General features: G+C 60.8%; 10 protein-coding genes. All 10 read left to right on the top strand.

Going from position 1 to position 14,746, the window contains the following annotated elements; all coding sequences use genetic code 11:
• Nucleotides 1-110 precede the first annotated feature (110 nt).
• The 10 genes from HW452_RS11350 (at nucleotide 111) to HW452_RS11305 (ending at nucleotide 14,651) form a co-directional block, all read left to right on the top strand.
• Nucleotides 111-1,430, top strand: a complete 1,320-nt coding sequence (locus HW452_RS11350) for an ABC transporter substrate-binding protein (protein WP_224106218.1) — start codon at nucleotides 111-113, stop codon at nucleotides 1,428-1,430.
• 78 nt (nucleotides 1,431-1,508) lie between these two features.
• Entirely contained in the window at nucleotides 1,509-2,399 is an 891-nt protein-coding gene (locus HW452_RS11345; protein WP_224106217.1) for a carbohydrate ABC transporter permease, read from the top strand.
• Nucleotides 2,400-2,429: 30 nt separating this feature from the next.
• Nucleotides 2,430-3,284: a carbohydrate ABC transporter permease gene (locus HW452_RS11340; RefSeq protein ID WP_224106216.1), complete on the top strand. Its 855-nt coding sequence runs from the start codon at nucleotides 2,430-2,432 to the stop codon at nucleotides 3,282-3,284.
• Between the two features lie 12 nt (nucleotides 3,285-3,296).
• Entirely contained in the window at nucleotides 3,297-4,445 is a 1,149-nt protein-coding gene (locus HW452_RS11335; RefSeq protein ID WP_224106215.1) for an ABC transporter ATP-binding protein, read from the top strand.
• Complete coding sequence (locus tag HW452_RS11330; protein WP_224106214.1) at nucleotides 4,442-5,140, top strand: HAD family hydrolase; 699 nt, start codon at nucleotides 4,442-4,444, stop codon at nucleotides 5,138-5,140. The genes HW452_RS11335 and HW452_RS11330 overlap by 4 nt, the downstream gene beginning before the upstream one ends.
• Nucleotides 5,141-5,213: 73 nt before the next feature.
• The gene (locus HW452_RS11325) at nucleotides 5,214-6,701 is read left to right on the top strand and encodes a mannitol dehydrogenase family protein (RefSeq protein WP_224106213.1); all 1,488 of its coding nucleotides are present in this window, start codon (nucleotides 5,214-5,216) and stop codon (nucleotides 6,699-6,701) included.
• The gene (gene xylB, locus HW452_RS11320; RefSeq protein ID WP_224106212.1) at nucleotides 6,701-8,188 is read left to right on the top strand and encodes a xylulokinase; all 1,488 of its coding nucleotides are present in this window, start codon (nucleotides 6,701-6,703) and stop codon (nucleotides 8,186-8,188) included. The genes HW452_RS11325 and xylB overlap by 1 nt, the downstream gene beginning before the upstream one ends.
• A 365-nt stretch (nucleotides 8,189-8,553) precedes the next feature.
• Nucleotides 8,554-10,035 (top strand): TolC family outer membrane protein, encoded by a 1,482-nt coding sequence (locus tag HW452_RS11315; protein ID WP_224106211.1) that lies wholly within the window; start codon nucleotides 8,554-8,556, stop codon nucleotides 10,033-10,035.
• 129 nt (nucleotides 10,036-10,164) lie between these two features.
• Complete coding sequence (locus HW452_RS11310; RefSeq protein WP_224106210.1) at nucleotides 10,165-11,442, top strand: efflux RND transporter periplasmic adaptor subunit; 1,278 nt, start codon at nucleotides 10,165-10,167, stop codon at nucleotides 11,440-11,442.
• Nucleotides 11,442-14,651, top strand: a complete 3,210-nt coding sequence (locus HW452_RS11305; RefSeq protein WP_224106209.1) for an efflux RND transporter permease subunit — start codon at nucleotides 11,442-11,444, stop codon at nucleotides 14,649-14,651. The genes HW452_RS11310 and HW452_RS11305 overlap by 1 nt, the downstream gene beginning before the upstream one ends.
• Nucleotides 14,652-14,746 lie beyond the last annotated feature (95 nt).

Genomic DNA, 14,746 nt, shown 5'->3' with positions numbered 1-14,746 from the left:
CTAAGCCTTGCCGCTTTGCTTTTTTTTGTCTTCCGTACGATCATTTGCTCGATTGATGATCAAAAAGATCAAGGCAACAATAATTTCAACATTGCCACAAGGAGAGCCCTATGCGACGCGCGCGTCACTTGCCTGTCACCGTCCTGGCGGCGGCCATTGCCCTGGCCAGCCACGCCCAGGCGCAAACCGAAATCACCGTCGCCACCGTCAACAACAACGACATGGTGATCATGCAGAGCCTGACCGATGCGTTCGAGAAGGCGCATCCCGATATCACCCTGGATTGGGTAGTGCTTGAGGAGAACGTGCTGCGCCAGCGCATGACCACCGATATTGCTACCGGCGGCGGCCAGTTCGATGTGATGACCATCGGCGCTTATGAAGCACCGATCTGGGCCGAGCGCGAGTGGCTTGAGCCTCTGGATGATCTGCCTGACGAGTACGCCGTGGACGATCTCTTGACCTCCGTACGCGATGGGCTAAGCCTTGAAGGTACACCCTACGCGCTGCCGTTTTATGCCGAAAGCTCGATGATGTACTACCGCAAGGATCTCTTCGAGGAAGCTGGCATTGAGATGTCCGAACAGCCGACATGGAACGAGGTACGCGACTGGGCGGAACAGCTGCATGGCGCACAGGAAGGCGTGGCGGGTATCTGCCTGCGCGGTAAACCCGGTTGGGGTGAAAACATGGCCTTCGTCACCACCCTGGTCAATACCTACGGTGGCCGCTGGTTTGACGAACAGTGGAACCCCGAACTCACTTCTGAGCCCTGGATGGAGGCCATCGAGTTCTATGTAGACCTGCTGGGCAATTACGGCCCACCCGGCGCCAGTTCCAACGGTTTCAATGAAAACCTCGCGCTTTTCGCACGCGGAAACTGTGCGATGTGGGTAGACGCCACCTCTGCGGCAGGAACGCTTTACGATGGCAGCGAGTCCAGCGTCGCCGACAGCCTTGGCTTCGCCCCGGCACCTGTGGCAAAAACGCCCAAGGGCTCGCACTGGCTATGGACCTGGGCGCTGGCGATTCCAGCCTCTTCCGAACACAAGGACGCCGCCAAGCAGTTTATCACCTGGGCGACATCCCAGGAGTACATCGAATTGGTCGGTGAAACCCAGGGCTGGACCAATGTGCCGCCGGGCACCCGCGAGTCCACCTACGCCAACGAGCAGTACACCCAGGCCGCGCCTTTCGCTGATTTCGTGCTGAGCGCGATTCAAAATGCCGACCCCACGGATTCCACGCTAGAACCGAATCCTTATACCGGCGTGCAGATTGTCAATATTCCTGAGTTTCAGGCAATTGGCACTCAGGTAGGGCAGAGCATTGCCGCGGCGCTGACCGGTGATACCACGGTAGAGCAAGCGCTGACCAGTGCCCAGCGCGCCACCGAGCGCACCATGCAGCGAGCGGGTTACAACGACTGATAAGGAAAGCGTCTACCCGTTACGCGGGTAGGCGTGTTGTGACGGTTTCTCGTTGGTTTTTCTCGCGCAGGTAATTCCATGACTAGAACTCGCGCTTCTGGCCGAACGGTCGGCGGGCTAAGAACGCTATCGCTGCAAGCACCGGCAGTAACGCTTCTACTGCTCTGGATGGTCGTGCCGCTGGGCATGACGATCTGGTTCTCCTTCCAGTACTACAACCTGCTGATGCCCGGCATGAGCGGCTTTGCAGGCGCTGAAAACTACGAGTATCTGTTGACGGATCCTGCCCTCTGGAAGGCGATGGGCAATACCTTGCTGCTGGTTGGCTGGGTATTGGCGATTACCGTAGGCGGCGGCATTCTGCTGGCCGTGCTGTTTCAGCAGGAGTTTGCCGGGCGTGGTATCGCTCGGGTACTGGCTATCTCACCGTTTTTCGTCATGCCCACCGTCAGTGCGCTGGTGTGGAAGAACATGATGATGCACCCCTCCAACGGCGTGCTGGCCTGGCTTGCCAACACGCTTGGGCTACCCGCCATGGACTGGTTCTCCACGCTGCCGCTCACGTCTATCGTGATCATCGTGGCATGGCAGTGGCTGCCCTTTGCGCTGCTGATTTTGCTCACCGCCATGCAGTCGCTGGATGAAGATCAGGTCGAGGCTGCGCGCATGGATGGTGCCGGGCCTATCGCCATCTTCTTCTTTATCACGTTGCCCCATCTCAAGCGGGCGATCAGTGTCGTGATCATGATCGAAATGATCTTTCTGCTGACCATCTTTGCCGAAATTTTTGTGACCACCTCGGGTGGACCTGGGCTTGCGACCACTAATTTGGCCTATCTGATCTACATGCGGGCACTGCTCGATTTTGATGTGGGTATCGCCTCAGCCGGTGGGGTAATGGCGATCATCCTGGCCAATATCGTGGCGATTTTTCTGGTCCGCATGGTGGCCAGGAACCTGGAAGAGTGACCCGGCACCTGGACGCTTGAGGGCATGACAATGACAACTCGACACATTAATGCCGCACCGCCCGCATTGAGATCGCAGCAGGCAAGACAGCTTCTGCTGACCCTGGTGGGCTGGGCCGTGGCGCTGACAATCTTCTTTCCCATCCTGTGGATGGTGCTTACCGGGTTCAAGACCGAAACCGCGGCGATTGCCGACCCAAGCTTCATCTTCTCGCCGACCCTTGAAAGCTATCAGGCGGTCAATGCGCGCTCGGGCTACGCCCGCTTTGCGCTGAACAGCGTCGCGGTGGCGTTTGGCTCCACCTTCCTGGCGCTTTTGATCGCGATTCCCTGCGCCTATGCCATGGCCTTTCTGCCCACCCGGCGCACCAAGGGTACGCTGTTGTGGATGCTTTCTACCAAGATGCTGCCGCCGGTCGGCGTGCTGGTGCCGATCTACCTGATCTTTCGCGATGTGGGCCTGCTGGATACCCGTACCGGACTGATCCTCATCTATACGTTGATGAACCTGCCGATCGTGGTGTGGATGCTTTATACCTTTTTCAAGGATATGCCCAGGGACATCCTCGAAGCGGGGCGCATGGACGGGGCCTCGACGTTTCAGGAAGTGTTCTACCTGCTGCTGCCACTGACAATGCCCGGCATCGCTTCAACAGGGCTTTTATCGGTGATTCTGAGCTGGAACGAGGCGTTCTGGAGTCTCAACCTGACCACCTCGAAAGCGGCCCCGCTGACCGCCTACATCGCCTCGTTCTCAAGCCCCGAAGGGCTGTTCTGGGCCAAGCTTTCCGCCGCTTCCACCATGGCCATTGCGCCCATTCTGGTGCTTGGCTGGATGACCCAAAAACAGATGGTACGCGGCCTGACCTTCGGTGCCGTCAAGTAAAGGATCTTGCTCATGGCAACACTGCAACTGCGCAATATCAGTAAACGCTTTGGCGATACCGAGGTGATCAAGGGCATCGACCTTGACGTGAACGACCGCGAATTCGTGGTCTTCGTCGGCCCGTCAGGCTGTGGTAAATCGACCCTGATGCGCATGATCGCGGGGCTTGAAAGCGCCTCCGACGGCGACATTCTGATCGACGGCCAGCGCATCAACGAAGTAGGTCCGGCGGACCGTGGCCTTGCCATGGTGTTTCAAAGCTATGCGCTCTATCCGCACATGACGGTCGAGGGCAACATGGGGTTCAGCATGCGGCTTGCCGGCGTGCCCAAGGCCGAGCGCCGCGCCAAGGTGCTGGAGGCGGCCAGGATTCTTCAACTGGAGCCGCTTCTGGACCGCAAGCCCAAGGCGCTCTCCGGCGGCCAGCGCCAGCGGGTGGCGATTGGCCGCGCCATCGTGCGCAACCCGGGCATCTTCTTGTTCGATGAGCCGCTCTCCAACCTGGACGCGGCGCTGCGCGTGCAGATGCGCATCGAGCTTGCCCGCCTGCACGACGAGTTGGACGCCACCATGATCTACGTTACCCACGACCAGATCGAGGCGATGACCATGGCCGACAAGATCGTCGTGCTCCACGACGGCGTGGTCGAGCAGGTGGGCTCGCCCATGGCGCTGTATCATCATCCGCGCAACCGCTTTGTGGCCGGGTTCATCGGCTCGCCCAGGATGAACTTTCTTCCGGTTACGCTGGTTGATATATCACCGGAAGGCGTAACGATTGGCCTGCCCGGCGGTGATGAGCGCCACGTGCCCGTTGAAGGCATGCATCTGACGGCGGACACGGCGCTCGAAATTGGCCTGCGTCCGGAGCACCTGGTGCTGGACGAGCAGGGGCCGCTGAGCGGTGACATCAAGGTGCTGGAGCGCCTGGGCGGGCAGACCTCGCTTTACGTTCAGATGGGCGATGAACTCATCACCATCATGGCCGATGGCGATGTAGCCTTTCGCGTCAACGACACCGTGCGCTTTGGTTTCGCCCCCGAGCGCGCGCACCTGTTTGATGGCGAAGGCCGGGCCTTGGAAAGTCTTCACCAGCATCCGCTGGCCGGGGTGACCCGTCATGACAACCGCGCGCCGGGCACGGCCGGGGAGCCTGCATGAGGGCGTTGATTTTTGACTGCGACGGCGTGCTGGTTGACAGCGAAGTGCTGGCCGAAACCATGCTGCTTGAGTATCTCTCCCGCTGGTTGCCCGACCTGAACATCAAAGAGGCGCTTGGTCAGGCGCTGGGGATGACCACCGCCAATATTCTGGCTCACCTTGAAAGGTCGAGTATTCATACGCTGCCACCGGATGCCGCCGAGCAAATGGATAGCGCCATCGAACGCCGGTTGGCCCAGGAGCTTCAAGCGATGGAAGGAGCCGATCAGGCCATTCGTGCCATCAGCCTTGATAAAGCGGTGGTTTCCAACAGCCGACGCCGCCGGGTGCTGGCCTCGCTTGCCCATACGCGGCTGGCCGACGCGTTTGGCGATGTGCCCATCTTTACCGCCGATGAGGTCACCAGGCCCAAGCCTGACCCGGCGCTCTATCAACTGGCGGCTTCCCGGCTGGGCCAGGTGCCCGGCAACTGCCTGGTGGTGGAAGACAGTGTGGCCGGCGTGATGGCGGCGCGCGCGGCGGGCATGTGTGTCATCGGATTCATAGGTGCCAGCCACGTGGATGCCGAGCAGGGCGAGCGCCTTCGCAAGGCAGGGGCCTGGCGCATCCTTGCACACATGCGCGGCCTGGAAGCGCTGGTGGATGAGTGGCAGGCCGGTGCACAGGTTGCCAGCGTGCAAAACGCCGCCCACTGACGGCTTCACAAGAAGAAAGCCGATTGACCCGTCGATCTGCCTTTTTAACTCCACCGTTATCAGGAGAGCACCCGTGACCCGACTCAATAACCAGTCCGTGGGCCAGCTTGCGCCTTCCATTGCCGTTCCCCTTTACGAGCGCAGCGCACTGACGCCCGGCATCGTGCATGTAGGCGTGGGCGGCTTTCACCGGGCGCATCAGGCCATGTACCTGGATGCGCTGATGAACCAGGGCGAGGCACTTGACTGGGGAATTATCGGCGTAGGCGTCATGCCGGGTGACAAACGCATGCAGCAGGCGCTCGCCGCTCAGGATTACCTCTACACACTGGTGATGAAACACCCCGACGGCGAGTATGAGCCTCGGGTCATCGGCAGCATGGTGGGTTATCTGTTCGCACCGGACGATAGCGAGGCCGTGATCGAGCAGATGGCCGATCCGGCGATTCGGGTGGTGTCGCTCACCGTCACCGAAGGCGGCTACAACGTTCATCCGGTGAGTGGCGAGTTCAACCTTGATGAACCACAGGTACGTGAAGACCTGGCAAACCCGACCCGGCCTTCCAGCAGCTTTGGTTTGATCGTCGAAGCGTTGGTTCGCCGTCGCGAGCGGGGTGTGGCGCCCTTTACGGTGATGTCCTGCGACAACATTCAGGGCAACGGCGACGTGGCCCGGCGAATGTTCACCGCCTATGCCCGCGCCCGGGATAGCGAGCTTGGCGAGTGGGTCGAGGTCAAGGTGGCGTTTCCCAATGCCATGGTGGACCGCATCACTCCCGTGACAACGCAGGCGGATATCGACGAGCTGGCCCGCCGGTTCGGTGTGGACGATGCCTGGCCCGTGGTGTGCGAGCCGTTTACCCAGTGGGTAGTGGAAGATCATTTTCCGCTCGGCCGCCCGCCCTTTGAACGCGTAGGCGTACAGCTGGTGAAAGACGTAGAGCCCTACGAGCTGATGAAGCTGCGCCTGCTGAATGCAAGCCATCAGGCGCTTGCCTATTTTGGCTATCTGGCCGGTTACCGCTACGCCCACGAGGTGTGCCAGGATGCACTGTTCGTCGAGTTTCTGCTCGGCTACATGCGTGAGGAAGGGGCGCCCACGCTTTCCCCCGTGCCTGGGGTCGACCTCGAGGCTTACCAGCAGACCCTGATCGAGCGCTTCGCCAACCCGGAAATAAAGGATACGCTGGCGCGGCTGTGCGCGGAAAGCTCGGACCGGATTCCCAAATGGCTGGTGCCGGTGATTCGCCATCGGTTGGCCTATCATGGTGAGATCACGCACAGCGCAGCGGTGGTGGCAAGCTGGGCGCGCTATGCCGAAGGGACAGACGAGCAGGGCGAGCCCATTGAGGTTGTAGACCGCCTGAAAACCTCGCTGATGGCCGTGGCTGCCAATAATCGAGCCCAGCCGAGCGCGTTTATCGATAACCGCGAACTGTTTGGTGACCTGGCCGATCAGCCGCGCTTTCGCAAGGCTTATCTGGAGGCGCTGGATTCACTGCATCGTCACGGCGCACGGGCTACGCTGGAAACTCTTGTGGCATCCAAAGGAACGCAGTGATGTATATCGGGGTGGATTGCGGTACGCAGAGCACCAAGGTGGTAGTGGTCGATGTAGAGCAGGGCATCATTCTAGGGGAGGCCAGCCGCCCGCACCGGCTTGATGAAGGTGAAAACGGACGGCGCGAGCAGGCGCCTGCCGAGTGGCTGGCCGCGCTCAAAGGCGCATTTTTCAGCGCGCTGGCGCGTGCCGGCGCAAGTGCCAGCCAAGTACGCGGCATTGGCGTTTCCGGGCAGCAGCACGGCATGGTGGCGCTGGATGCAGACGGCGCGCCGGTATACCCCGCCAAGCTCTGGTGCGATACCGAAACCAGCGCGCAGAACGGCCAGCTGGTGGCCCGGTTGGGTGGCGAGCAGGGCTGCCTGGAAAAGCTCGGCCTTGTGCTGCAAACCGGCTACACCGCCTCGAAGATTGCCTGGCTGCGCGACCATCAACCGGACGCCTACCGGCGTATCGACAGCGTGCTGCTGCCCCACGACTACCTCAATTTCTGGCTGACCGGCGAGCGTGTTACCGAAGCAGGCGATGCCTCGGGCACTGGCTATTTCGATACCCGCACGCGCCGCTGGCAGCTTGACGTGTTCTCGCACATTGCCCCCGAGCTTGACCCTGAGCGCGCGCTGCCACGCCTGCTTGACGCTCATGAGCCGGCAGGCGTCGTACGAACGCTGGTGGCCCGCGAGCTGGGGCTTTCCAATGACGTGGTGGTGTCCTCCGGTGGTGGCGACAACATGCTGGGAGCGATCGGTACGGGCAACATCACGCCGGGGCTGGTGACGCTGAGCCTGGGAACCTCCGGCACCGTATGCGCCTATTCACCGGCGCCGATTATCTGCGATAACGCCATGGTCGCGAATTTCTGCTCCAGCACCGGCGGTTGGCTGCCGCTGATCTGTACCATGAACGTGACCTCGGCCACCACCCGGATACGCGAGCTGTTCGGCCTGGATCTGGACGCGTTTAGCGAGCAGGTCGCCAACGCGCCGGTCGGGGCTGAAGGCATCACCGTGCTGCCGTTCTTCAACGGCGAGCGCGTGCCCATGCTGCCCGAGGCCTCGGCGGATTTTCTGGGCATGAACAGCCGTAATACCACTCAGGCAAACATGTGCCGCAGCGTGGTCGAGGGGGCTACCTTCGGGCTGCGTTACGGGCTTGAACTGCTGGGAGATTTGACCGCCGGGGCCAGCCAGATACGCCTGATCGGCGGCGGTGCCAACAGCCCCGTATGGCGGCAGATGGTCGCCGATATTACCGGCACCGAAGTGATCTGCCCGGAAATTACCGATGCCGCGGCACTGGGGGCGGCTATCCAGGCGGCCTGGTGTGACCAGCGGTCTCAAGGCGTGACGCTTGAAACGCTGTGCAAGCGCCTGGTGCATCTGGATGCGCTGTCTCACGCCGAACCCGACCCGGGCCGGGTAGCGGTCTATCAAGACGTTTACGAACGCTATATCGGCGCCCTGAAACAGCGCCACGCCCACCTTTGAGCAGAAGCAGCGCTGGGCTGGCGATCCTTCATCAGCGCTACGCAACCTGCCGTTCCCCTTTTACTGCTTGCCGGTTTGGCCCCGCGTGATAGCGTAGCGCGCGAGGCCTTTACGTCATGCAAGCCCAACGATAGGCAACTGGCCAGGCGCTTGAATGGCGAATGGTTATAAAAAAATACGCGGGAGTGCTTCCCCATACCCTGCTTTGGTCTAAGTTTAGGGGGCGCAGCTTGACAAGTGGCTGTACATACAAATAGGCATACTTCAAGTCTAGCATACATACATGAATGTAACTTATAATGCCACTCATCCTAAAATGGCTTACAAGCATCATCACCCCTTCGTTGACACCTAGAGGCACTTCCATGCGACTGGCACACTGGGCAGTCAATGCCCCTTTACGACCCTTGTTACTGGCAGTTCTTGCCGCGTCTGTTGCGCTGCCTGCTCAGGCAGCCGACCTTGTTACCATTACCCGCGATGCGTTGGGTAACAACGCTTCGTTGAATGCCGCACGCGCTCAGTATTCAGGCGTGGAAGCGGCGCGCGATGTAGCGCGCGGTCAGCTGCTGCCGCAGGTCAACGCCTCGGGTAATGTCGTGCACAATCGCCAGTACGAAAGCCAGACAAGCGCCAGAGCCGTACCTGTACCGCCAACCGGTGCAGGCAATGCAGGGGCAGGCGTCGGCGGTGGAAGCGATGATAACTTCAACAGCGGCTCGTTGAGTCTGGAAGCGACCCAGGTGCTGTTCAACGCAGTGACCCGCCAGGAAGTGACCCAGGCCGAGCGCCAGATCGACCAGCAAGTGTATCTTCTGGCCGCCACCGAGCAGCAACTGCTGATCGACGTGGCCAGCGCCTATTTCGATATTCTTCGTGCCAATGAAGTGCTGGAGGCCCGTCAGGCCCAGGAGCGTGCCATCGGCCGCCAGCTGGAGCAGGCCAGCGAGCAGTTCGAAGTAGGCTTGATTGCGATTACCGAAGTGGAAGAAGCGCGTGCCAGCTTCGATCAGTCACGCGCGGATCGTATTGCCGCGGAAAGCAACCTTCAGGTTGCCTTTGAAGTGCTGGAGCAGTTGACCGGCCAGCGCTACGCCAATATCGAATCCCTGGGCGACAGCATGCCGGTGGCGCTGCCTTCACCCAGTACCCGCGACTACTGGGTAGAGCAGGCAATCCAGCGCAACCCGCAGGTGCTGGCCCAGCAGGCCGGCATCGAAATCTCCCGAGTGGGCGTCGATATCGCCCGCGCCGGCCAGATGCCGACCTTCCAGGCATTTGCCAACTACCAGTACGCCGATAGCGATAACGACTACCTTACCGGGCACGACTCGTCGAGCCAGGTAGGCATCTCGGCCAACCTGCCTATTTATACCGGCGGCAGCACCAGTGCCCGCATCCGTCAAGGCACTTATCAGCTGGAGAGCACGCAGTACGAGTTCGAATCCCAGCGCCGCACAACCATTCAACAGGTACGTTCGCTCTACACCCAGGTCAGCAACAACGTCGAAACCGTCGAAGCTCGCCAGCAGGCCATTGTCTCGACCCAAAGTGCCCTGGAAGCCACGCGGGCAGGCTATGAAGTGGGCACCCGTAACATCGTCGATGTGCTCAATGCCGAGCAGAACTACTACAACGCGATCGCCAACTATGCCGAGTCGCGCTACGACTACGTCGTGAACCTGCTTTCCCTGCGCCAGCAGGCGGGCCTGCTGGATGTGCCGGCCATCGAGGAAGTCAACGGCTGGCTGACCGGCGAAGACGTTACCTTCACCCTGCCCGATGGCGGTGAAGACGACTACCAGCGTGGCATGAACATTGGTGCCCCGCCCACTCCGGACACCTAAGCACCTTCAATGATGCAGCCTCTGGTCACGAGGCTGCATCGCCAAGCCATCGTTTGGAAAAACAACGACGCTAGACGGCATGACAGCGCCGTTAGCCAACGTTTCGAGAAGATCAAGGGAAACCAACGTATGAGAAAGGTGATTCACTCACGCCGAGCGAGTCTAGTCACGCTGATTGCTGCGCTGGCGTTGACGGCCTGTAGCCAGGAAGAGCCGGAGCAGCCCCAGGGCGGGCAGCAGGAGGCCCCCCCGCACAAGGTAGAAGTCGCTGAAATGGCGCGCCAGGATATCCCGCTCAACAAGTCCTACCCTTCATTACTGCGCAGTGATAGCGAAGTCACGCTGGTGGCACGGGTCAACGGCTACCTCGAGGAGCGTCACTTCGAGCCTGGCCAGATGGTGGAGGAGGGCGACCCGCTCTATACCATCGAGCCCGATCTTTACCAGGCAACGGTCAACCAGCGTGAAGCGGACCTGCAGAGCGCGCGCGCCGAATACTCCCGCGCCCAGCGCGATGCCCAGCGCTTTGAACAGCTCTTGAACCAGAACTCGGTCAGCCGCCAGCAGTACGATCAGGCGCAGGCCGAGCAGCGCGTGGCCCAGGCCAACGTTGCCCAGGCGGAAGCCGCGCTGACCAGCGCCAACCTGGACCTGGGTTACGCCAACATGACCGCCCCGGTTTCCGGCATGATCAGCTTGAGCCAGGTCAACGTGGGCAACTTTGTCACCTCCGGCACCGAGCTTGCCACCATTACGCCGCTCGACCCGCTGGAAGTGCGCTTTCAACTGCCTCAGCGTGACGCCTTCGAGCTGCGCCGCCAGCTCAGCGAGGAGGGCGGTGCCTCCAATATCGTCGCTCGCTTGACCATGCCGGGCCAGGGAGGCGGCAGCGGTGCCGAGCTCGAGGGTCGTCTGGACTTTCTGGGTTCACGGGTGGATAGCGGTACCAGCACGGTACAGGCATCGGCCACCTTCGATAACCCTGAGGGTGAAATCCTGCCCGGCCAGTTTGTTCGCGTAAGGCTTGATGGCCTGCGGCGTTTCAATGTGTTTGCCGTGCCAGAAATTGCCGTGACCCAAGGGCTGATGGGCCCGCGGGTGTTCGTGCTGGATGAAAACGACCAGGCGCGCGAGCGCACCGTGCAGCTAGGCGATGTAGCCGGCCCCTGGCAGATTATCGTCGATGGGCTCGACGAGGGCGACCGGGTGGTAGTAGGCGACCCCGCCGGCCTGGAGCCTGGCGTGACCATCGACCCCCAGGCCTTCGATGGCAATGCCGACGATATCGTCGAGCGCGTCGAGCAGGCCGAAGCGCAAGAGCAACAGCAGGAAGCCGAGGCCGCGTCTCAGATGACCGAAGGTGCCGGTCAGACGCCGCCGGGTGAAGGGGAAGAGGGTGCACAATAATGAATTTCTCTAACTTCTTTATCAGTCGTCCGATTTTCGCCACGGTGCTGGCGATCATCCTGACGCTGATAGGTACCATGGCCATGCGGATACTGCCGATCGAGCAGTATCCAAGCGTGGTGCCGCCCACGGTATCCGTGCAGGCCCAGTTCCCGGGGGCGGATGCCGAAACCGTTGCGCAGACGGTAGCGGCGCCGCTGGCCGAGGCCATCAACGGCGTCGAGGACATGCTCTACATGACCTCCAACAGCGCCGATAACGGCATCATGAGCCTGAGTGTGGCGTTCAACATCGGCACTGATGGGGATATCAATACCATCAACGTCAATAACCGGGTGCAGGGGGCGCTTTCCCAACTGCCGGAGCAGGTCCAGTCCCAGGGCGTCACGGTCGAGCTGCGCTCGGACTCGATCTTGATGCTGGTGGCCCTGACGTCGCCCAATGGCGATTACAACAACGTCTACATGCAGAACTACGCCACCCTGAACATCCTCGACGAACTGCGTCAGGTGCCGGGGGTGGGTAACGCCGAAGTGCTGGGTGGTGGCGAGTTCGCCATGCGCATCTGGATGGATCCGGACAAGCTGGCACAGTACGACCTGACACCCAGCGAAGTGGCCAGCGCGATTCGCGTGCAGAATACCGAGATTCCTGCCGGTAACCTCGCGGCCACGCCGCAGGGTGAGCCGCGCGCCTATACCTACACCATTACCGCGGGTGGCCGGCTTTCCGATACGGACGATTTCCGTAATATCTATCTGCGCACCAATCCGGATGGCTCGTCGCTACGCCTTGAAGACGTTGCCCGCATCGAGCTTGGCGCATCGTTCTACGGTATCGATGCGCGGCTGAACGGCTCGACCATGACGCCGATCATCATCAACCAGCAGCCGGGGGCCAACGCGCTCTCGACCGCGGAAGCGGTGCGCGACACCATGAGCGATCTGGCCAGCCGCTTCCCGCCAGGGCTCGAGTATGTCACGCCTTACGACACCACGCTGTTTATCGATGCGTCAGTCGAGACGGTGCTGCATACCTTTATCGAAGCTTTCCTGATCGTTGCCGTCATCCTGTTCATCTTCCTGCAGAACTGGCGTTTTACGGTCATTGCCATGTCGGTCGTGCCGGTCTCGGTCATCGGTACCTTTGCCGGCTTCTACCTGTTCGATTTCTCGATCAACCTGCTGACCCTGTTTGCCCTGGTGCTCTCCATCGGTATCGTGGTGGACGATGCGATACTGGTGGTGGAAAACGTCGAGCGGGTACTCAGCGAAGAGGATGACATATCGGTTCGCGAAGCCACCGTACGGGCCATGAAAGAGGTGGGCGGCCCGGTAATCGCGACCTCCTTGATCATGGCGGCGGTCTTCGTGCCGGTTGCCTTCCTGGGCGGATTCACCGGTCAGATCTATCAGCAGTTTGCCATCACCGTGGCGATTTCGGTGGCTCTCTCGGCGCTGATGGCCCTGACGTTTACCCCGGCGCTTTCGGCCATCTTCATCAAGCACAACCTGCACCACAGCAAGCAGTCGGCGTTCAGACGCGCCATTACCACTCCGCTGCGGCTGTTCGACCGTCTGTTTGCCGGCATCACCGCCGTCTACATGTGGTTTGTGGTCAAGCTGGTGCGCTTCTGGGTACTGGCGCTGGCACTGACCGTAGCGGTTGGCGCGGGTTCCTACTGGCTATATGCCAATACGCCTTCGACGCTGGTGCCGGAAACCGACCAGGGGATCGTGCTGGTCAGTGTATCGCTGCCCGACTCGGCCTCGCTGGACCGTACCCAGACCTACATGGCGAAGCTAAGCGCGGCCATCGAGGACATTCCCGGTGTGCAGTACTCCTCGGCGGTCGCGGGTTACGATATTCTGGCAAGTGCCGTGAATACGGCGCGCGGGATCATCTTCGTCAACATGGTGTCATGGGAAGACCGCGACCTGACGGCTGATGGACTGGTGGGCCAGATCATGCAGCTTGGCGCGAGTATCGATGGCGGCTCTGCCATGGCCTTCAACGTGCCGCCCATCATGGGGCTTTCCACCACCGGCGGCTTTACTGGTTACCTGCAGTCGTTTGACGGCGCTTCACCGCGCGAGCTCTATGAAGCCTCGCTGAAGATCATGGGGGCGGCCAACCAGCACCCGGCATTGACTCAGGTCTTCTCGACCTTCAACGTCAACGTGCCTTCGTACCGGGCTGAAATCGATCAGCAGAAAGCCCTGAGTTATGGTGTGGCGCTGGAGAACATCAACTCTGCGCTTTCCAATACCTTTGGTAACGGCTTCGTCAACTTCTTCAGTTATCAGAACCGTAACTTCCAGGTATACCTGCAAAACGAAGATGAATTCCGCAAGACGCCGGATGATGTGAGCAGCGTATACGTGCGCGGCGGCAACGGCGAGCGGATACCGCTTTCCGAGTTCGTGACCCTCGAGCGTCAGGTCGGCCCGTCGGTGGTTTCGCGGTTTGGGGTGTATACCGGTGCGCAGTTCCAGGGCGGCGCCGCGCCGGGCTACAGTTCGGCCCAGGCCATCGAAGCCATGGATCAGGTGGTCATGGACACCCTTGGCCCGAACTGGGGCATGGGCTGGACCGGCACGGCGTTTCAGGAAGCCAACCTGGGGAACACCGCCACGCTTGCCATCGTGTTCGGTATCCTGATGGTATTCCTGATTCTGGCTGCCCAGTACGAAAGCTGGTCGCTACCGCTTGCTGTACTGACCGCCACGCCCTTTGCCTTCCTGGGTGGCGTTGGAGGCATTGCGCTTCGCGGGCTGGATACCAGCGTGTATGTACAGATCGGTATGCTGGTGGTCGTGGGCCTGGCGGCGAAAAACGCGATTCTGATCGTGGAGTTTGCCGAGCTTCAGCGCAAGGAGCAGGGCAAGTCGATCCGTGAGGCGGCCATTACCGCAGCAGAACTGCGTTTCCGCCCAATCGTCATGACCTCGCTTGCGTTCATCTTTGGTACCTTGCCACTGGCATTGGCCACGGGGGCCAGCGATGTCAGCAGCCACCATATCGGTACCACGGTGGCGATGGGCATGGCGTCGGTCGCGATTCTGGGAAGTCTGTTCATTCCAAGCTTCTACGCCATGATCGCTTCGACCTCTGCCTGGATTCATCGCAAGAGAAAGGGCGGCGATCACGATGAGGCCCAGGCGCTGGCGCATGACCAGCCAGACCGTGGCCCGCAGAACAGCGTCTAACTGACCGTCAGATGCAAAGCCAACGGGTGTCGCCTTCGGGCGACACCCGTTTTTTATGCGCCTGTGATCCGCGTCAAGGTCTTCAACAGCGGGAA

Source organism: Vreelandella aquamarina, from assembly GCF_020075495.1.
GTDB classification, from domain to species: Bacteria; Pseudomonadota; Gammaproteobacteria; order Pseudomonadales; family Halomonadaceae; genus Vreelandella; species Vreelandella aquamarina_A.
The sequence above is the reverse complement of the archived record's forward strand: the minus strand, read 5'-3'. Positions and strand labels throughout refer to the sequence as shown.

Coding starts and splice junctions, on each gene's coding strand:
- HW452_RS11350 (WP_224106218.1), top strand. CDS start 111: ATGCGACGCGCGCGTCACTTGCCTGTCACCGTCCTGGCGGCGGCCATT.
- HW452_RS11345 (WP_224106217.1), top strand. CDS start 1,509: ATGACTAGAACTCGCGCTTCTGGCCGAACGGTCGGCGGGCTAAGAACG.
- HW452_RS11340 (WP_224106216.1), top strand. CDS start 2,430: ATGACAACTCGACACATTAATGCCGCACCGCCCGCATTGAGATCGCAG.
- HW452_RS11335 (WP_224106215.1), top strand. CDS start 3,297: ATGGCAACACTGCAACTGCGCAATATCAGTAAACGCTTTGGCGATACC.
- HW452_RS11330 (WP_224106214.1), top strand. CDS start 4,442: ATGAGGGCGTTGATTTTTGACTGCGACGGCGTGCTGGTTGACAGCGAA.
- xylB (WP_224106212.1), top strand. CDS start 6,701: ATGTATATCGGGGTGGATTGCGGTACGCAGAGCACCAAGGTGGTAGTG.
- HW452_RS11315 (WP_224106211.1), top strand. CDS start 8,554: ATGCGACTGGCACACTGGGCAGTCAATGCCCCTTTACGACCCTTGTTA.
- HW452_RS11310 (WP_224106210.1), top strand. CDS start 10,165: ATGAGAAAGGTGATTCACTCACGCCGAGCGAGTCTAGTCACGCTGATT.
- HW452_RS11305 (WP_224106209.1), top strand. CDS start 11,442: ATGAATTTCTCTAACTTCTTTATCAGTCGTCCGATTTTCGCCACGGTG.